The 18610-nt window shown below is 70.2% G+C and carries 17 protein-coding genes and 1 pseudogene; 6 read left to right on the top strand and 12 right to left on the bottom strand.

Translation table 11 applies throughout. The features are described from left to right. Positions 1–2: 2 nt before the first annotated feature. The 3 genes and pseudogenes from JAN5088_RS16780 to JAN5088_RS16770 all read left to right on the top strand — a co-directional run. Positions 3–833, top strand: coding sequence for a carbohydrate ABC transporter permease (locus tag JAN5088_RS16780; RefSeq protein ID WP_055683990.1), 831 nt, complete (start codon positions 3–5; stop codon positions 831–833). A 1-nt stretch (position 834) separates the two neighbouring features. After that, positions 835–1833: an ABC transporter ATP-binding protein gene (locus JAN5088_RS16775; protein ID WP_055683989.1), complete on the top strand. Its 999-nt coding sequence runs from the start codon at positions 835–837 to the stop codon at positions 1831–1833. A 31-nt stretch (positions 1834–1864) separates the two neighbouring features. Beyond that, positions 1865–3208, top strand: a pseudogene (locus JAN5088_RS16770) (mannitol dehydrogenase family protein); the annotation flags it as partial. Positions 3209–3261: 53 nt separating this feature from the next. Here JAN5088_RS16770 and ccoS read toward each other — a convergent pair. The 9 genes from ccoS to fnrL form a co-directional block, all read right to left on the bottom strand. Next, a complete protein-coding gene (gene ccoS, locus JAN5088_RS19350) occupies positions 3262–3447 on the bottom strand; it encodes a cbb3-type cytochrome oxidase assembly protein CcoS (protein WP_074962747.1) in 186 nt (61 codons plus the stop codon). Then, positions 3444–5561, bottom strand: coding sequence for a heavy metal translocating P-type ATPase (locus tag JAN5088_RS16765; RefSeq protein ID WP_055683988.1), 2118 nt, complete (start codon positions 5559–5561; stop codon positions 3444–3446). The genes ccoS and JAN5088_RS16765 overlap by 4 nt, the downstream gene beginning before the upstream one ends. Continuing rightward, entirely contained in the window at positions 5558–6049 is a 492-nt protein-coding gene (locus JAN5088_RS16760) for a FixH family protein (protein ID WP_055683987.1), read from the bottom strand. Before JAN5088_RS16760 ends, JAN5088_RS16765 begins: the two co-directional genes overlap by 4 nt. Beyond that, complete coding sequence (gene ccoG / locus JAN5088_RS16755; protein ID WP_055683986.1) at positions 6046–7683, bottom strand: cytochrome c oxidase accessory protein CcoG; 1638 nt, start codon at positions 7681–7683, stop codon at positions 6046–6048. The genes JAN5088_RS16760 and ccoG overlap by 4 nt, the downstream gene beginning before the upstream one ends. Before the next feature lie 144 nt (positions 7684–7827). After that, positions 7828–8862, bottom strand: a complete 1035-nt coding sequence (ccoP, locus tag JAN5088_RS16750) for a cytochrome-c oxidase, cbb3-type subunit III (protein ID WP_074962750.1) — start codon at positions 8860–8862, stop codon at positions 7828–7830. After that, positions 8855–9082, bottom strand: a complete 228-nt coding sequence (locus tag JAN5088_RS16745) for a CcoQ/FixQ family Cbb3-type cytochrome c oxidase assembly chaperone (RefSeq protein ID WP_055683985.1) — start codon at positions 9080–9082, stop codon at positions 8855–8857. The genes ccoP and JAN5088_RS16745 overlap by 8 nt, the downstream gene beginning before the upstream one ends. Before the next feature lie 11 nt (positions 9083–9093). After that, positions 9094–9924: a cytochrome-c oxidase, cbb3-type subunit II gene (gene ccoO, locus JAN5088_RS16740; RefSeq protein WP_082430083.1), complete on the bottom strand. Its 831-nt coding sequence runs from the start codon at positions 9922–9924 to the stop codon at positions 9094–9096. 4 nt (positions 9925–9928) lie between these two features. Then, entirely contained in the window at positions 9929–11527 is a 1599-nt protein-coding gene (ccoN, locus tag JAN5088_RS16735) for a cytochrome-c oxidase, cbb3-type subunit I (protein ID WP_055683984.1), read from the bottom strand. A 116-nt stretch (positions 11528–11643) separates the two neighbouring features. Next, positions 11644–12375 carry a transcriptional regulator FnrL gene (gene fnrL / locus JAN5088_RS16730; RefSeq protein ID WP_055683983.1) on the bottom strand — a complete coding sequence of 244 codons (732 nt, stop codon included), beginning with the start codon at positions 12373–12375 and terminating at the stop codon, positions 11644–11646. Positions 12376–12445: 70 nt separating this feature from the next. On the opposite strand from fnrL, the gene JAN5088_RS16725 reads away from it, so the two are divergent. The 3 genes from JAN5088_RS16725 to JAN5088_RS16715 all read left to right on the top strand — a co-directional run bounded on the left by JAN5088_RS16725 (position 12446) and on the right by JAN5088_RS16715 (position 15616). Continuing rightward, positions 12446–13792: a radical SAM protein gene (locus JAN5088_RS16725; protein WP_055683982.1), complete on the top strand. Its 1347-nt coding sequence runs from the start codon at positions 12446–12448 to the stop codon at positions 13790–13792. Between the two features lie 70 nt (positions 13793–13862). Beyond that, positions 13863–14828 (top strand): sugar phosphate isomerase/epimerase family protein, encoded by a 966-nt coding sequence (locus tag JAN5088_RS16720; protein WP_055683981.1) that lies wholly within the window; start codon positions 13863–13865, stop codon positions 14826–14828. Further along, positions 14825–15616, top strand: a complete 792-nt coding sequence (locus JAN5088_RS16715) for a PfkB family carbohydrate kinase (RefSeq protein ID WP_055683980.1) — start codon at positions 14825–14827, stop codon at positions 15614–15616. Before JAN5088_RS16720 ends, JAN5088_RS16715 begins: the two co-directional genes overlap by 4 nt. A gap of 8 nt (positions 15617–15624) precedes the next feature. Here JAN5088_RS16715 and JAN5088_RS16710 read toward each other — a convergent pair whose 3' ends face one another. Genes JAN5088_RS16710 through JAN5088_RS16700 form a run of 3 tightly spaced genes read right to left on the bottom strand, consistent with a single transcriptional unit; the run spans position 15625 to position 18609 of the window. Beyond that, positions 15625–16857 (bottom strand): ABC transporter substrate-binding protein, encoded by a 1233-nt coding sequence (locus JAN5088_RS16710; protein ID WP_055683979.1) that lies wholly within the window; start codon positions 16855–16857, stop codon positions 15625–15627. A gap of 26 nt (positions 16858–16883) precedes the next feature. Beyond that, positions 16884–17696 (bottom strand): carbohydrate ABC transporter permease, encoded by an 813-nt coding sequence (locus tag JAN5088_RS16705; RefSeq protein WP_055683978.1) that lies wholly within the window; start codon positions 17694–17696, stop codon positions 16884–16886. Further along, positions 17689–18609 (bottom strand): carbohydrate ABC transporter permease, encoded by a 921-nt coding sequence (locus JAN5088_RS16700; protein WP_199502178.1) that lies wholly within the window; start codon positions 18607–18609, stop codon positions 17689–17691. The genes JAN5088_RS16705 and JAN5088_RS16700 overlap by 8 nt, the downstream gene beginning before the upstream one ends. Between the last annotated feature and the right edge of the window lies 1 nt (position 18610).

Genomic DNA, 18610 nt, shown 5'->3' with positions numbered 1-18610 from the left:
TGATGTCCCGCGCGATCACACCCCGCCGCAAGGCCGTAAACACCGCGCTGGCCTGGGCGCTCGGCCTGCTGATTTTCTTTCCGATCCTCTGGACGGTGCTGACCAGCTTCAAGACCGAGGCCACGGCCATCGCCGACCCGCCGGTCTGGTTCTTCTTCGACTGGACCACCGAGAACTATTCCGTGGTGCAGGAGCGGTCGGGCTATTTCCGCTTTTTCTGGAACAGCGTCATCATCTCGGTCGGATCGACCCTGCTGGGCCTCCTCATCGCCATTCCGGCGGCCTGGTCCATGGCCTTCGTGCCGGGCAAGCGGACCAAGGACATCCTGATGTGGATGCTGTCGACCAAGATGCTGCCCGCGGTGGGCGTTCTGGTGCCCATCTACCTGATCTTCCGGGACACGGGGCTTCTGGACAACGTCTGGGGGCTGGTGATCGTGCTGACGCTCATCAACCTGCCGATCATCGTCTGGATGCTCTATACCTACTTCCGCGAGATACCCGGCGAGATCCTGGAAGCGGCGCGGATGGACGGGGCGGGCCTGCGGGCCGAGATCGTGCACGTGCTGACGCCGATGGCGGTGCCGGGCATCGCCTCGACCATGCTGCTCAACATCATCCTCGCGTGGAACGAGGCGTTCTGGACGCTGAACCTGACCGCCGCCAAATCGGCCCCGCTGACCGCCTTCATCGCCAGCTATTCGAGCCCCGAGGGCCTGTTCTACGCCAAGCTGTCGGCGGCCAGCACCATGGCCATCGCGCCCATCCTGATCATGGGCTGGTTCAGCCAGAAGCAACTCGTCCGCGGACTGACATTCGGAGCTGTGAAGTAGCATGGGCACCATCACATTGAACCAGGTGACGAAATCCTTCGGCGACGTGCAGGTCATCCCGCCGCTGGACCTGTCGATCGAGGACGGGGAGTTCGTCGTCTTCGTCGGCCCCTCGGGCTGCGGCAAGTCCACGCTGCTGCGCCTGATCGCGGGGCTGGAGGACGTGACCTCCGGCGAGATCGTCATCGACGGCCGCCCCGCGACCGAGGTGCCGCCGGCGCGGCGGGGGCTGGCCATGGTGTTCCAGTCCTACGCGCTCTACCCGCACATGTCGGTGCGCAAGAACATCGCCTTCCCCCTGCGGATGGCCAAGATGGACAAGGCCGAGCAGGACCGGCGGGTGGACCACGCCGCGCGCATCCTGAACCTGACCGACTACCTCGACCGCAGGCCGGGGCAGCTCTCGGGCGGACAGCGGCAGCGCGTCGCCATCGGCCGGGCCATCGTGCGCGAGCCGCAGGCCTTCCTGTTCGACGAGCCGCTGTCGAACCTGGACGCGGCGCTGCGGGTGGGGATGCGGATGGAGATTTCCGAGCTGCACGCCCAGCTTGCCACCACCATGGTCTATGTCACCCACGACCAGGTCGAGGCGATGACCATGGCCGACAAGATCGTCGTCCTGCGCGCGGGCCACATCGAACAGGTGGGCACGCCGCTCGACCTCTATCACCAGCCGCGCAACGTCTTCGTCGCGGGCTTCATCGGCAGCCCGACCATGAACCTGATCGAGGGGCCGGAGGCGGCGAAACACGACGCCCACACCATCGGCATCCGGCCGGAGCATGTCGCCGTCACCGACGACGGGCCGTGGCAGGGGACCGTCGGCGTGGCCGAACATCTCGGCTCCGACACCTTCGTGCATGTCCATGGCACGGGCCTCGCCGAGACGCTGACGGTGCGGGTGCCGGGCGACATCGCGGTCCGCCACGGCGACGCGGTGCGCCTGACGCCGGACCTCGCCTGCCTGCACCGCTTCGGCGACGACGGCCTGCGGCTGTGACGCGGCACCTTCACGAACGGGGGAAGACCTGATGGCCCTGCACCTGTCGCTTGCCACGCTCGACGACCTGCCGCCCGAGGTGGCGCGCCCCGGATACGACCGCGCCGACCTGTCGCCCGGCATCCTGCACATCGGGGTGGGCAACTTCCACCGCGCGCATATGGCGGTCTATCTGGACCGGCTGTTTTCCATGGGGGCGGATCACGACTGGGCCATCGTCGGCGCCGGCGTGCGCCCCTTCGACGCCGCGCGGCGCGAGGTGCTGGCCGCGCAGGACTGGCTGACCACGGTGGTGGAGCTCGACCCCGAGGGGCTGGCGGCGCGCGTCACCGGGTCGATGGTCGATTTCCTGCCGGTGGACGGCCCCGCGCTGATCCGCGCCATCGCCGACCCCGCCATCCGCATCGTGTCGATGACGATCACCGAAGGCGGCTATTTCGTCGACGCGCGCAGCGGCGCCTTCGACGCGACCCACCCCGACATCCGCGCCGACGCGGCGGGGGGCGAGCCGCGCACCGTCTTCGGCCTGCTGATCGCGGGGTTGGCGGCACGGCGCGCGGCCGGCCATCCGCCGCCCACGATCCTGAGCTGCGACAACCTGCCCCGCAATGGCCACGTCACCCGCGAGGCGGTGCTGGGTCTGGCCGGGCTGATGGACGAGGGGCTGCGCGACTGGATCGCCGGGACCGTGGCCTTTCCCGATTCCATGGTCGATTGCATCACCCCCGCCACCTCCACCCGCGAGATCGCGCTGGTGCGCGACCGCTTCGGCATCGACGACGCGGCCCCCGTCGCCTGCGAGCCGTTCCGGCAGTGGGTGCTGGAGGACCGGTTCCCGCTCGGGCGGCCCGCGCTGGACCGGGTCGGCGCGACCTTCGTGGACGACGTGGCCCCCTATGAGACGATGAAGCTGCGGATCCTGAACGCGGGGCACGCGGCCATCGCCTATGCGGGCGCGCTGCGGGGCCATGTCTACGTTCACGACGCCATGGCCGATCCGCTGATCGAGGGATGGCTGCGGCGGTTGATGACGGAGGAGGTGATCCCCGTCCTGCCCGCCATTCCGGGGGTGGATTTCCACGCCTATCTCGACACCTGCATCGGGCGTTTCGCCAACCCGCGCGTGGGCGATACCGTCGCGCGGCTGTGCCAGGACGGGTCGAACCGGCAGCCGAAGTTCGTGCTGCCCACCGTGGCCGACGCCCGCGCGGCGGGGGCGCCGGTGGACCTGCTGGCGATGGAGGTGGCGCTCTGGTGCCGCTACTGCGCCGACCCGGCGACCGACCTCGACGACGCGCGTGCCGATGCGCTGAGGTCCGCGGCGCGGGCCACGCGCGACGATCCGGGCGCGTTCTTGCGGCTGGAGGAGGTGTTCGGGCCGCTCGGCCGCGACGAGGTCTTCGCCGGGGCCTTCGCGGGCGCCATCGGTCAGCTCTGGTCGCGGCCGGTGGAGGAGGTGCTGTCGGGCGTGTCGTCGGACCCGTCGAGCAGGATGCGCGCGGCGTCGCCCTCCAGATCCTCGTACTGACCGTTCCGCAGGGTCCAGATGCAGGCGGCGAGGCCGACCGCGCCGAGGAAGACCGACACCGGGATCAGGATGACGAGGATGTTCATCGCGCCCGCCCCCGAAGGGCGTTGCCCACCACGGTGATGGACGAGCCCGACATGGCCAGCGCCGCCATCAGCGGCGTCGCCACCCCCGCCAATGCCAGCGGCACCGCCACGAGGTTGTAGCCCGCGGCCAGCGCGAAGTTCTGGCGGATGCGCCGCGCGGCCAGCCGCGCCTCGGCCAGGGTCGTGCCCACCAGCCGCAGGTCGCCGCCCAGCAGCACCACGTCGGAGGCCGCGCGCGCCGCGTCGAGCGCGGTGGCGGGCGACATGCTGGCGTGCGCGGCGGCGAGCGCGGTCGCGTCGTTGAGGCCGTCGCCCAGCATCAGGACGCGCCGTCCCTCAGCCGTGAGGTCCGCCACCAGCGCGGCCTTGGCCTCCGGCCCCGTGGCGGCGTGGACGCGGTCGACGCCCAGGTCCGCCGCGATGGCCTCTGCCCGGTCGGCAGCGTCGCCGGTGACGATGGCCACGTCGAAACCCCTTGCGCGCAGGTCCGCCACCATCTCGGCCGCGCCGGGCCTGAGGGTTTCGGCGAAGTCGAGCGGCACCTTGCCCGAGGGCAGCGACAGGACGGGGCCGGTCCGCCCCCGGATCAGGGCGACAGGGCCGTCCGCCGTCATGCCGCGCATGGCGGTGCCCGTCTCCTCGCGCAGGTCGGTGACGGGGGCGGCGGCCACGCCGTCGAGCGCCGCCGCCACCGCCCGCGAGACCGGGTGCGACGAGGCGCGCGACAGGGCCGCGGCGATCCCGGCCGCCCGGGGGTCGAGGCCCGAGAGGTCGGCGCGCCCGGTGGTCAGCGTACCGGTCTTGTCGAGGAGGACGGTGTCGATCTCGGCCAGACGCTCCAGCGCCGTGGCGGACTTCAGAAGGACGCCCGCGCGGAAGAGCCGCCCCGACACCGTGGTCGTGACCGCGGGCACGGCGAGGCCGAGCGCGCAGGGGCAGGTGATGATGAGGACGGCGGTGGCCACGCCGATGGCGAGGTGCAGGTTGCCGGCGCCGATCCACCAGCCCGCGAAGGCCACCAGGGCCAGCACATGCACCAACGGCGCGTAGATCGCGGCGGCGCGGTCGGCGAGACCGGAATAGCGGTGGCGGCCCGTCTCGGCCACCTCGACCAGGGCGGCGAGGCGGCGCAGGGTGCTGTCGCCCGCCGCCGCCGTCGCGCGCAGGCGGAGCGGCGCGCCGAGCGCGATTTCGCCCGCGCAGACGGCATCGCCGGCCGCGATCTGCACCGGAAGGCTTTCCCCGGTCAGCGCCGACCGGTCGAGCGTGGCATCCGCCAGCGCCACGCCGTCGACGGGCGCGCGGCTGCCCGCGTGGAGGAGGACGGTGTCGCCCGGCACGATCTCGGCCACGGGGATGGCGCGGGGGGTGCCGTCGCGGTCCACCGTCGCGCGGGCCTGTTCGAGTGCTGCAAGTTCGGCGGCCGCCGATCGCGCGCGCCCCCGCGAGCGGTGGTCGAGCCAGCGCCCCACCAGCAGGAAGAACGTCAGCGACAGGGCGGCGTCGAACCAGGCATGGCCGCCGCCGAGGATCATCTCGTAGATCGAGCTGCCGCAGGCGAGTGCTATGGCCACGGCGATCGGCACGTCCATGTTCATGCGCCCGCCGCGCAGCGCGCCCCAGGCCCCGGCGAAGAAGGGCCGGGCCGAGAACACCGTGGCGGGCAGGGCGATGACGGCGGTGATCCAGTGGAACATTTCGCGCGTGACATCGGTGGCGCCGGACCAGACGGCGACCGAGAGCGCCATGACGTTCATCATGGCGAAGCCCGCGACCGCAATCCGCGCCAGCAGCATCCGCCCCGCCGGGTCCGGCCCGTCGAGGGCGCCCGCGTCCATCTCCTGCGCGTCGTATCCGGCGGCGTCGAGGGCCGCGAGCGCCGCGTCGGGGCCCGCGCCCGGATCGGTGACGATGCGGACGCGGCGGCGGCTGAGGTTCACGCGCGCCGAGCGGACGCCTGGTACGGTGGCGAGCGTGCGCTCCACCCCCGCGATGCAGCCGGCGCAGTGGATGGCGGGCAGCGACAGGATGACCTCGTCGCCCGCCGCGTCGCGCAGGGCCGGGCGTTCGTCGGCCGCGACAAGGCAGCCGGGGCAGGCGGCGACCGCGCTCATGGTGCGTGGTTCAGGACGATGCGGCGGCGGAAGGGCGTGCCGTCCGGCGCGCGCAGGTCGAGCCGCAGGTTCCAGTTGCCGGGGCCGAGGTCCACCGGTGCGCGCAAGGCCGTGCCATCCCAGGCGAAGGCGGGGGTGCGGTCATCTGCCACGGTCGTCGGCCGGCCCAGCACGGCGTCCACCACGTCGGGATGCACGGGTGTGCCGTCGGGGCCGGCCACGGTCAGCACCAGCTGGCCGCCCGCGACCTTGGCCGTCATGTCCCAGCCGAGCGCGTCCTGCGCGGCGCGGTCGGCGTCGAAGGTCTGGCTGGCGACATAGCTGCTCTCGGTTTCCAGCCCCGGAAAGGTGCGGATGGCGTTGAAGGCGAGCGCGAGGTTCACGCCGATGATGACGGCGAAGCCGCCCCCGAACATCGCCAGCACGTGCCAGCCGGTCAGGCGCCGTTCGCGCCCCGTGGTCGAGGTTTCGGTCGTCGTTCCGGTCATTGGTTGCCCGCCCCGTTGAAGATGGTGTCGCGCGATGCCTGCTCACCCGATATCCGATCCTCGGCCCAGATGCGAACGTCGGTCCGCTCCGACGTGGCGGCGAGGCTGCCGGGTTCGGCGGTGACGTAGAGCCGCTGGCGCTGCGTGGCGTCGGGGGGCACGGTCACGGCGGTGCCGGGCTGCCCTTCCAGCGTCACGTCGAGCGCGCCGGTGGAGGTCACGGCGAGGTCGAAGACCCGCGCCTCGCCATGCTTGTTGCGCAGGCGCACGTCGTAGGTGTTGCGGATCGTGCCGTCCGACAGGGTGACGAAGGTCGGGTTGCGGACGGGGGCCACGGTCATCTCGATCTCGGGGCGGATGAACAGGGCGACGAGCAGGAACACCCCGATCGCCGCCCAGAGCGTCGTGTAGACCAGCGTGCGGGGGCGGAAGATGTGCTTCCACACCGGCTGCGGCGACCAGTCGCGGCTGCCTTCGGCAGTGAAGGGCTGCGCGGCGGCATGGGGCGCCGGGGCCGGATCGCCGGGCGCGGGTTTGATGGTCGTCGCGCCCTCGGCCTCGGTGCCCATGGGGCGCACGGCGGCATGTTCGCCCGGCAGGACCGGCGGCCGGTCGTCGAGCGCGAGATAGTCGATCAACCCGCGCGGGCGGCCGATCTTGGCCATGACCTCGTCGCAGGCGTCGATGCAGAGCGCGCAGGTGATGCACTCCATCTGCTGGCCCTCGCGGATGTCGATGCCCATGGGGCAGACGTTGACGCAGGCCATGCAGTCGATGCAGTCGCCCAGCGTCTCGCCCGAGCGCGACAGGCGGGGGGTGGCCACGTCCTTGTCGGCGCCCGCGCCGTAGCGGACGCGCGCGGCTTCGCCCACGTCCTCGGCCACGGCGGCGCGTTTGGCGCTGCCCTTGCCGCGCGGCTCGCCCCGCCAGTCGCGGTAGCCCACGGTCAGGGTGCCCGCGTCCATCATCGCGCCCTGGATGCGCGGCCAGGGGCACATGTAGATGCAGACCTGTTCGCGCAGGAAGCCGCCGAAGACGAAGGTCGTGGCGGTCAGCACGCCGATCGTCGCATAGGCCACCATGGGTGCCTGCAACGTGACCAGGTCGCGCGCCAGCGTCGGCGCATCGGCGAAGTAGAACACCCAGGCCCCGCCCGTCGCCACCGCGATGAGCAGCCAGACCATCCATTTGGTCAGGCGCAGGCGCCATTTGCGCGCATCCCATTTCGCCTTCCAGAGGCGCACGCGGGCGTTGCGGTCGCCTTCGATCCAGCGTTCGACGAGCAGGAACAGGTCGGTCCAGACGGTCTGCGGGCAGGCATAGCCGCACCAGACCCGGCCGAGGGCGGAGGTGAACAGGAACAGTCCCAGCCCCGCCATGATGAGAAGGCCCGCGACGAAGTAGAACTCATGCGGCCAGATCTCGATCCAGAAGAAGTAGAAGCGGCGGTTGGCCATGTCGATCAGGACGGCCTGGTCGGGCAGGTTCGGCCCCCGGTCCCAGCGGATCCAGGGCGTGATGTAGTAGATGCCCAGCGTGATCCCGAGGATCCACCATTTCAGGCGGCGGAAGAAGCCGCTGACCCGGCGGGGGAAGATCGGTTCCTGGGCTGCGAAGAGGGGTGCGTTCGACATGGTGTTCCTGTCTTTCCGTGAGCCGCAATCGCAGGTCGGCCCGCGCGGTGCATTGACGTGGATCAAGCGGACGCGGCGGAACGGGGCGGGGCCGCCGCGGGATGCGTCCCCGCGGCGGCCCCGTGGTCGTCGGACGGTGTCCCGTCAGTCCGAAGGCAGCGGCGGCAGCCTGACCGGACCGGCGTCGTCGGTGACGGGGGCGACGGGCGGCGCGCCTGCCTCCGCGGGGGTTTCCTCGGCGGAGGCGGGGAAGCTTGCCTCGGGCACGTCGGCGGCGGCGTCGCGCTCGGCTTCGGTGACGGGCTCCGCCACCTGCTGCTCGCCGCCGCCCAGACCGTGCACATAGGCGGCCACGGCGCGGACCTGGACCTCGCCCAGACGCTCGCCCCAAGGGGGCATGACGCCGAAGCGGGAGTTGTGGATCGTCTCGGACACGGCCTCCTCGGTCCCGCCATAGAGCCAGATCGCGTCTGTCAGGTTGGGCGCGCCCAGTTCGCGCATGCCGGTCCCGTCGTCGGCATGGCAGGCCGCGCAGTTGTCGAGGAACAGCTGCTCGCCGCCCACGACGGGCTCGTCCAGTCCGGCGAGGCTGCGGACGTGCTGGACCAGGATGTCGATCTCCTCCTCCGCGAGGATCTCGCCGAAGGCGGGCATCTCGGAATAGCGCGCCTCGGGGTCGTCCTCGTTGCGGATGCCGTGGCGCACCGTATAGGCGATGTCCTCGACCTGTCCGCCCCAGAGCCAGTCGTCGTCCAGGAGGTTCGGATAGCCCGCCGCCTGCACCCCCGCCGCGCCGCGTCCGTGGCACTGCGAGCAGTTGTTGGCGAAGACCGCCGCGCCGGCCGAGACGGCATAGGCGTTGAGCGCCTCGTTGCGGTCGAGCGCATGGAGGTCGACGTTGAGAAGGCTCTGCTGCAACTCGGCGTTGGACAGGTTCACCCGTTCGATGTCGGCGGCGACGTTGGCGCGGGTGGAATAGTTCAGCACGCCCTTGGTCGCACCCGTCACCAGCGGCCAGGCGGGGAACAGGATGACGTAGATGATCCCCCAGACGATGGTGGCGTAGAACGACCACAGCCACCAGCGGGGCAGGGGGTTGTTCAGCTCCTCGATGCCGTCCCAGGAATGGCCGGTGGTCTCGACGCCCGTGGGTTCGTCGATGCGCTTGTCGTCAGCCATGGCTGCGGCCTTTCATGTCGGTATCGTCGGAAGTGCGGTCGGCGCGGCGTTCGTCGCCGCCCTGCGGCTCCTCGTCCCGGAAGGGGACGGAGGCCGCATCGTCGTGGAGCGCGCGGGATCCGGGCCGGAAGGCCCAGAACACGACCCCCAGAAAGAACAGCGTGAGCGCCAGCAGGACCCAGCTGTCGGCAAGCTGGCGCAGGAAGGTATAGGTCTCCATCGGCCCTCCCCTCAGCGGCTTGCGTCGGGCGTGAAGGTCGAGAAGTCGACCAGCGTGCCCATCATCTGCAGATACGCGATCAGCGCATCCATCTCGGTCACCGGCTCCAGCCCGTCGAAGTTGCGGACCTGCGCGCCGGGATAGCGCTCCAGAAGGCCGTCGATGTCGCCCCAGGGATCGGTCTGCACCTGGAAGTCGGCCTGCGCCACCTCGATCATCTCGTCGGTATAGGGCACGCCCACCATGCGGTGCGTGGCCATCGTCTCGGCGATATGCTCGCCGGTCAGGCGCACGTCCGACAGGAAGGCGTATTTCGGCATGACGCTTTCGGGCACCACGGATTGCGGGTCGGTCAGGTGATCGACGTGCCATTCGTCCGAATAGCGGCCCCCCACGCGGGCGAGGTCGGGCCCCGTCCGCTTGGACCCCCACTGGAACGGGTGGTCGTACATCGACTCGGCCGCCAGCGAATAATGCCCGTAACGCTCCACCTCGTCGCGCATGGGGCGGATCATCTGGCTGTGGCACAGATAGCAGCCCTCGCGGACGTAGATGTCGCGCCCGGCCAGCTCCAGCGGCGAGTAGGGGCGCATCCCCTCCACGTCCTCGATGGTGTTCTCCAGCCAGAACAGGGGCGCGATCTCGACCACGCCGCCGACGCTGACCACGAGGAGGGCGCCGATGAAGAGGAGCGTGGCGTTGCGTTCCAGCCGCTGGTGGAAGGTGATCGTCTCGGTCTCGGGCGGAAGCTCGTTGGGAAGCTCCTCCGGCATGTCCGAGGCGGTCGAGACCTTCGGGTCGTCGGCGGGATCATAGTCGGGGCTTCTCGGATCCTTGCTCATGATCTCACTCCGCGGGGCTGGTGACGATGGCGGTGCGGGGGCTGCGGATGGTCATCCACATGTTCCACACCATGATAAGGCCGCCGGCGAGGTAGAGAACACCGCCCAGGCCCCGCACGACGTACATCGGGAACTTGGCATCCACCGTGTCGGCGAAGCTGTTGACGAGGAAGCCGTTGGCATCCACCTCGCGCCACATCAGGCCTTCCATGATGCCCGTGACCCACATCGACGAGGCGTAGAGCACGATCCCCACCGTCGCGAGCCAGAAGTGCGCGTTGATCGCGGGGATCGAGTACATCTCGCGCCGGTTCCAGAGCTTCGGCGTCAGGAAGTAGAGCGCGCCGAAGGTGATGAGGCCGTTCCAGCCGAGCGCGCCCGAGTGGACGTGCCCGATGGTCCAGTCGGTGTAGTGCGACAGCGAGTTGACCGCGCGGATCGACATCATCGGCCCCTCGAAGGTGGACATGCCGTAGAAGGCCAGCGACGCCACGAACATGCGGATGATCGGGTCGGTGCGGATCTTGTCCCATGCGCCCTGGAGCGTCATCAGGCCGTTGATCATGCCGCCCCAGCTGGGCATCCAGAGGATGATCGAGAACACCATGCCCAGCGTCGCGGCCCAGTCGGGAAGCGCCGTGTAGTGCAGGTGGTGCGGACCCGCCCAGATATAGAGGAAGATCAGCGCCCAGAAGTGGATGATGCTGAGCTTGTAGGAATAGATCGGCCGGCCCGCCTGCTTGGGCACGAAGTAGTACATCATCCCCAGAAAGCCCGCCGTCAGGAAGAAGCCCACGGCGTTGTGGCCGTACCACCACTGCGTCATCGCGTCCTGCACGCCGGCGAAGACCTGCACCGACTTGGTGCCGAAGATGCTGACCGGGATCGACAGGTTGTTGACGATGTGGAGCATCGCGATGGTGATGATGAACGACAGGTAGAACCAGTTGGCGACGTAGATGTGCCGTTCCTTGCGCTTGAAGATCGTGCCCATGAAGACGACCAGATAGGCCACCCAGACGATCGTCAGCCACAGGTCGACGTGCCATTCCGGCTCGGCGTATTCCTTGGACTGCGTGGCCCCCAGAAGGTAGCCCGACGCGGCCAGCACGATGAACAGGTTGTAGCCCCAGAAGACGAACCAGGCGAGGTTGCCGCCCCAGAGCCGCGCCGAACAGGTCCGCTGCACCACATAGAGCGACGTCGCGATCAGGGCGTTGCCCCCGAAGGCGAAGATCACCGCGCTGGTGTGCAGGGGCCGCAGGCGGCCGAAGTTGCCGTAGGGCTGCGCCCAATCGAAGTTGAGCGACGGAAAGGCAAGCTGGAACGCGATGAAGGTTCCCACGAGGAACCCCACGACGCCCCAGAAGGCCGTCGCCACCACGCCGTAGCGGATTGGCCCGTCCATGTAGCCCGTCTCGACCGCCACGCGGCGGGGGCCGCCCATCGGGTCGGTCTGCCGCAGCGTCCACAGCAGCATCACCGTCGCCGCCACCATGATGATGAGAGCGTTCGCCAGGTATGCGGCATCTCTTGCAAAGTTCGCGGCGATGGCCGCGAGCAATGCGACGATGCCGAACGCCGCGATCTTCAGATAGTCCATCCGTCGTCCTCCGAATCGAAAGGCGGGGCCTTCCTTTTGGAGGCTGGACCTAGGGGCCGGGCGAGGGCCGCGCCTTGACATGAATCAAGGTGCCGCGACCCACGCGTGCGGATGTGTCAGGAAATCACGTCGCCGTCGGCGTCGTCGCCCGCTTCGGCCATCAGCGCGGCCAGGTCGTCGCAGAGCACCGTGCGCGCACCCGCCATCGAGATCACCCCGTCCTTGCGCAGCAAGGTCATCTGGCGGCTGACCGTCTCGATCGTGAGGCCCAGGTAGGAGGCCATGGCCTCGCGCGTGATGGGAAGCTCGGCCCGGAGCGGCGTCTTCCCCGTGGCCGCGCGCCGCAGGATGATCGACAGGAGCGTCGCCACCTTTTCCCGCGCGGTCTTGCGCCCCAGAAGCAGCATCCATTCCCGCGCCGCGTCGATCTCGTCGAGCGACATCTCCAGCAGGCGGGTGGACAGATGCGGCGTCTCGGCCAGCAGACGCTCGAAGCCGAGGCGGTCGAACATGCACAGGGTCACGTCGGTGGCCGCGACCACCTCGTAAGGGGCCTGGGCGCGGCCCGGACGTCCGATGAAGTCCGAGGGCATCAGGAGGCCCACCATCTGCACGCGCCCGTCCTCCATCGACCGGGTGAGCGTGGCGCAGCCGGTCACGATCGAGGCCGCGAAGTCGAGTTCCGCCCCCTCCATCACGATGGTCTGGCCGGCGGACCAGCTGCGGTAGCTCTTCATCCCTTCCAGACGCGACAGCTCCGACGGCTCGCAGGTGGCGCAGACGGCACGGTGGCGTATGGGGCAGCCGCGACAGGCCGGCGTCGCAAGGGTGAGGTCGATTGCGGTCATGGCGCCTATCTGTCACTTCGGTTGACATGCATCAAGGCGGACACGCCTGCGCCGACGCAAACCCGTCATCATGACACAGCATGCCTTCCTCGCGGCCCACGGCCTGTTCGATGCCCGCGCCCCGCGATACACGAGCTATCCGCCCGCGCCGCATTTCACCGATGCCGTCGGCCCGCAGCGGATGGAGGACTGGCTGCGCGCCACGCCCGCAGGCACACGCCTGTCGGTCTATGCCCACGTCCCCTTCTGCCGCAGGCTCTGCTGGTTCTGCGCCAGCCGCACGCAGGGCCTGAAGACGGACACGCCGCTCGCCCCCTATGTCGCGGCTCTTCTGTCGGAGGCGCGGATGGTGGCGGACCTTTTGCCGCAGGGCACCCGCGCGGGCCAGGTGACGCTTGGCGGAGGCACCCCCACCATCCTGCCGCCGGACCTGCTGCGCGAGCTTCTTACCGGCCTGCGCGACGGATTTGCGGCGGCCGAGGAGGCCATCGTCTCGGTCGAGGTGGACCCGACGATGCTCGACGACGGGCGGCTCGACGCCATGGCGGAGGCGGGGCTGACCCGCGCGACGCTGGGGCTTCAGGACTTCGACCCGACGGTGCAGGCCGCCATCGGCCGCGTCCAGACCGAAGCCGAGACCCGGACCGCGGTGGAGGGCCTGCGCGCGCGGGGCGTCCGGCGCATCAAGATGGACCTTCTCTACGGCCTGCCGCACCAGTCGCGCGACAGCATGACGCGCACGGTTGATGCCGCGCTCTCCATGGGGCCGGACCGGATCGCGCTCTATGGCTATGCCCATGTGCCCTGGGCGTCGCGGCGGCAGTTGATGATCGACAAGGCGGCGCTGCCCGACGGGCCGACGCGGCTGCGGCTGTTCGACCTGGCGGCGGCGCGGATCGTCGATGCAGGATACATCCGCGTGGGCGTGGACCATTTCGCCCGCCCCGACGATCCGCTGGTGGACGCCGCCGCGCGCGGGGCGCTGCGCCGCACCTTCCAGGGCTATACCGAGGATGCGGCCCCCGTGCTGATCGGGCTCGGCGCCTCGGCCGTGTCGCGTCTGCCGCAGGGGCATGCGCAGAACGCGGCGCGCACCGCAGATTGGGCGGCGCGGATCGCGGCCGGGCGGCTCGCCACCGTCAGGGGCCACGCGATGACCGCCGACGACGACCTGCGGGGCGACCTGATCCAGCAGCTTCTGTGCCATTTCGCGGCCCATCCGCGTGACTTCGGCGACCGGGCGGGGGCGGCGCGCGACCTGCTGACGCGGCTCGCCGCCCGCTGGCCCGCGGCGGTCGAGACGGATGCGGAGGGCGGCGTGACCCTGCGGCCCGAAGCCTGGCCCCTGGTGCGGCTCGTCGCCATGGACCTCGACGCCTATGCCAAGCCCGTCCGGCGGGCCTGCATCGTCGCCTGACCTGCGCGATTGCCGGACGGGGCGGCACCCGCGTAACCTCGGCGCGACATCCCCGCACCGGAGACCGCCCATGACCCGCCCGAACCGCCCGCGCTATGCCGCCCGCCTCAACGCCTTCCGGCAACCGGGCGAGGGGATCGCGGGCATGATCGCCGCGGCGGGGCGCGTGGGCGGGCTCGATGCGGCGGACCTGAACTATCCCGATCATTTCGACGGCCAGACGCCCGAGGCGCTGTCGGGGATGCTGGGGCGGGCGGGGATGGCGCTGAACGGGCTGGCGATGCGGTATTACACCGAACCCGCCTTCTCCATCGGCGCCTTCACCAACCCCGACCGCACCGTGCGGCAGAAGGCCATCGACCTGACCCGGCAGGGCATCGACGCCTGCCGCGCCATGGGGGGCGGGGTGATGACGCTCTGGATGGGGCAGGACGGCTTCGACTATGCCTTCCAGGGCGACTATGCCCGGATGTGGGACGACACCGTCGCGGCGTTGCAGGCGGTGGCCGACCACGATCCGCAGATGGACGTGGCCGTCGAATACAAACCGAACGAGCCGCGCGCCCATGCGCTCATGCCCGATGTGGGCACGACCCTTCTGGGCGTGCGGGAGGCAGACCGGCCGAACCTGGGCGTGACGCTCGACTTCGCGCATGTGCTCTATGCCGACGAGATGCCGGCCCACACGGCGCATCTGATCGCCCGGCACTCGCGCCTGCTGGGCGTGCATCTCAACGACGGCTACGGCAAGCGCGACGACGGGCTGATGGCAGGGACGGTGCATCCCGTGGCCACGGTGGAGCTTTTCGTGGAACTCGGCCGCATCGGATATGATGGCGTGATCTATTTCGACACCTTCCCCGACCACGGCGGCCTCGACCCGGTGGAGGAGGCGCGGACGAACATCGCGCTGGTCGAACGGCTGCGGACGCTGGCGGGGCGGATCGGCGACCTGCCCGACCTTCGTGCCGCCATCGACCGGCAGGACGCGGCCGCGTCGCAGCGCATCGTCGCGCGAGAGGTCTTCGGCGCGTGATCCTCGTCTTCGGCTCGCTCAACTGGGACACGATGGTCCGTGCCCCGCGCCTGCCCGCGCTGGACGAGACGCTGCCGGGGCGGGGGGCCGCCTGGCGGTTCGGCGGCAAGGGCGGCAATCAGGCGGTGGCCGCGGCCCGATGTGGTGCGCGGGTGGCGATGGCGGGCGCCGTGGGCCGCGACGACGCGGGACGGCAGCTTCTGGCGGCGTTGGACCGGGCGGGGGTCGACCGGGTCGGGGTGGCGTGCGTCGCGGGGGCCTCGGGCATGTCGGTCGCCATCGACACCGACGCGGGCTATGGCGCCGTGGTCGTCGCGGGCGCCAACCTGCACGCGCGCGCCACGGACGCGCCCCCCGGCATCCGCGTAGCCCTGATCCAGAACGAGGTGCCGGAAGCGGCGAACCGGGCGTTGGCCCGCATGTTGCCGCGCGACGTCACGCTGATCTGGAACGCGGCCCCCGCGCGAAAGGTGGACGCCGCGCTTCTGGCCCGCGTGGACATCCTGGTCGTCAACCGGGTGGAGGCGGCGCAGATGGGCGAGGCCGCCCGCGCCGTGCCCCTGCTGATCGAGACGCTGGGCGAAGGCGGCTGCCGGATGCGCGACGCGACCGGCAGCCGCCATTTCCCCGCGCCCGCCGTCGCCGTCGCCTCGACCCACGGGGCGGGCGACGCCTTCTGCGGCGCGCTGGCGGCCGCGCTCGATGCGGGGGCGGCGCCGGAGGAGGCGGTGGCGCGGGCGCAGGACCATGCCGCCCGCACCGTCGCCACCCCCCACGACGCCCGCTGAGGGAGGCGCTACTGCGGCAGTTGGGCCGCGATCTCCTCGGTCATGCCGGCGGCCGCTTCCTCCGCGCTCTGCTGGTCGTTGGCGATGGCAGCCATGCGGTCGAGCACGATCTGGCTGATCCGCGCGCCGTTCTGGCCGGGCCAGCCGAACCAGGGATAGGCGCGGTCGGTCTGCTGCGCGCTTGTCTCGAACTGCGGATGATCCTGGTAGAAGTCGCCCAGAACCTCCAGCGCGCCGGTGTTGACGGGCATGTAGCCGGTGTTCTCGACCACCAGCGCCTGTGCCTCCGGGCCGGTGCCGAACAGGAGGTAATCCCAGGCCGCCGCCCGCTTTTCGGGATCGTCGGTCAGGATCACGGCCGCCATCCCGCCCGAGGCCACGCCGCCCTCGTCCACCAGCTTCGGCATCTGCGCCGTGCCCCAGGCGAAGCGGTCTCCGATCTCGCGCTCGAAGCTGCGGACGGCGGCGGTGGAGTTGAAATAGAGGCCCAGCTTGCCCGCATACATCTGCTGGCGCGCGTCGTTGTTGGAGATGGCGGTCTGTCCGCCCTCGTCGTGGAGCCGCTCGAACAGGGCGATGGCCTCGCGGCCCCGGTCCGTGTCGAAGGCGATGGTGCCGTCCTCGGCGATGGGCGCCAGACCGGCGGAAGCGAGCAGGTTCTGCGTCATCCAGTCGTCGTCGCCGGGGGTGTAGTACATCCCCATGATGTCATCGCCCAGGGCGTCGATGTCGGCGGCGAGCGCGATGGTCTCCTCCCAGGTGTCGGGCAGGTCGTCCGGGTCGCCGCCCGCCTGTTCCACCAGTTCGGCATTGTAGAACATCACCGGGGTCGAGGACGTCCAGGGCAGGCCGTATTGCGTGCCGTTCACCTGCGTGAAGGCCAGCACCGCGTCGGTGTATCCTTCGGCGTTCAGGTCGGTGTCGCCGATCATGTCGTCGAGCGGCTGCACCATGTCCCGGGCAACCAGATCGCCCAGAAGGTGCGAGCCGGCCATGAAGACGTCGGGCGGATCGCCGGCGAGGTTCTGGCGGATCACCGACACCAGCCCTTCGTCGTAGTCGGGCGCGGGGGCCTGGAAGTCGATGCTGACGTCCGGGTTCGCGGCGATGAAGCGGTCCGCGATCTCCTGCTGCCATTCGGCGTGGTGGGGCCAGGCGTGATAGACCGTGAGTTCGGTCTGGGCCGTCGCGGGCAGTGCGGCGGCGAGCGCCAGCCCCGTCAGGGGGAACAACGTCTTCATGGGCATATCCTTTCGAGGTTGAAAAATCATGTCGCGCCGATCCCCAGGCCGCGGATCAGGTGGCGCTGGAAGAACGCGAAGCCGATCACCAGCGGCGCCGTCACCATCACCCCCCCGGCCATCAGCGCGCCGGGGTTGCCGGTGCTTTCCCCCGACGACCGGAACGCGGCGAGGCCCAGAGGCGGCGTCATCATGTCGGTGTCGGTGATGACCACCAGCGGCCAGTAGAGGTCGTTCCAATGGGCGATGACGCTGATCGTGGCGAAGGCCGCGACGGCGGGCCAGGCGGCGGGCAGCATCAGCCGCCAGACGATCGCCAGCTCCGAGAAGCCGTCGAGGCGGGCGGCGTCCAGCACCTCGTCGGGGTAGGAGGCGAAGAACTGGCGGAACAGGAAGATGGCGAAGGCCGAGATGACGAAGGGCAGGATCAGCGCCGTATAGGTATTGAGAAGCCCCGCGTAGGCGAGGCCTACGTAAAGCGGGATCGCCGGCACCTGGATCGGGATCATCAGCGCGAGGATCACCGCCCCGAACAGCACGCCCCGCCCCCGGAACGGCAGCTTGGCCAGCGCGTATCCGGCGGGCGCGGCGATCAACACCTGCAAAAGCAGGATCATCCCGCAGACGAAGGCCCCGTTCGCCATGTAGCGCAGAAGGGGCACCTGCGTCAGCGCGAAGGCGTAGTTGTCGCGTGCCGCCGCAAGGCCGGGCCGGGGCAGGAGCGACCCGGACCAGAGCGCGCCCGCGGGCGCGAGGCTGACCGCGATCATGTAGACGAAGGGCAAAAGCACCAGCACCGCCGCCAGCAGCAGGACCGCCGTGCCGAGCGCCCTAGACATAATGCACCCGCCGGTCGAACAACCGCACCTTGAGGATCGACAGTGCCGCCACGAACCCCAGGAACGCCACCGCGATGGCCGCGGCGAGCCCGATGTCGAAATAACGGAAGGCTTCCTCGTAGAGGGTGAACAGCATCATGTCGGTGGCCCCGTTCGGCCCGCCGTTCGTCAGCACCGCGACCGTCTCGAACTCGGAAAACGCGCGGATGAGCGTGATCGTCGTCACGAAGAGCGTGACCGGCCCCAGCAGCGGCCACGTCACCAGCGTGAACCGCCGCCAGCCGCCGTCGGCCCCGTCGATGGCCGCCGCCTCGTAGAGGTCGCGGGGGATCTGGCTCATGCCCGCGATGAAGAGGAGCACGTTGTAGCCCATGAGCTTCCACACTCCGATGGCCGCCAGCGACCAGAGCGCGATGTCGGGATCGGTCAGGAACCGCTGCTTGTCGAAGCCGAGCGCCGCGAGCGCCGTGTTCACCAGCCCGAAACTGGGGTGCAGCATCACCTCCCACGCCGTCGCCATCGCCACCAGCGTCGCCGTCACCGGCAGGAAGAACACCCCGCGCAGAAGGCCCCGCAGGCGGCCCTGCGCCTCGATCAGGACGGCGAGGATCAGGCCCAGCACGATCGACAGCGGCGTGACCACGCCCACATAGAGGAACGTGTTGCCGAGCGCGTTCACGACCCGCGCATCGCCCAGCATCGCGCGGTAGTTGGCAAGGCCCGCGAAGCCGAAATCCGGCATCCCGAAGCGGTAGTCCGTGAGCGAGAGCAGAAGCACCCCGCTCGACGGCAGGAACAAGAGCGCCGCCAGAAGGAACGCCGCCGGCCCCGCCAGCAGGGCTCCCGCCCGGCCGGTGTCGCCGCGGTCGGGGGCCGTCGCCGCGGGGGCGGCCGTGTCGGGGACGGCGGTCACG

The organism is Jannaschia rubra (assembly GCF_001403735.1).
In the GTDB taxonomy this organism is placed as follows: Bacteria; Pseudomonadota; Alphaproteobacteria; order Rhodobacterales; family Rhodobacteraceae; genus Jannaschia; species Jannaschia rubra.
This window is presented reverse-complemented; position numbering and strand designations above follow the sequence as displayed.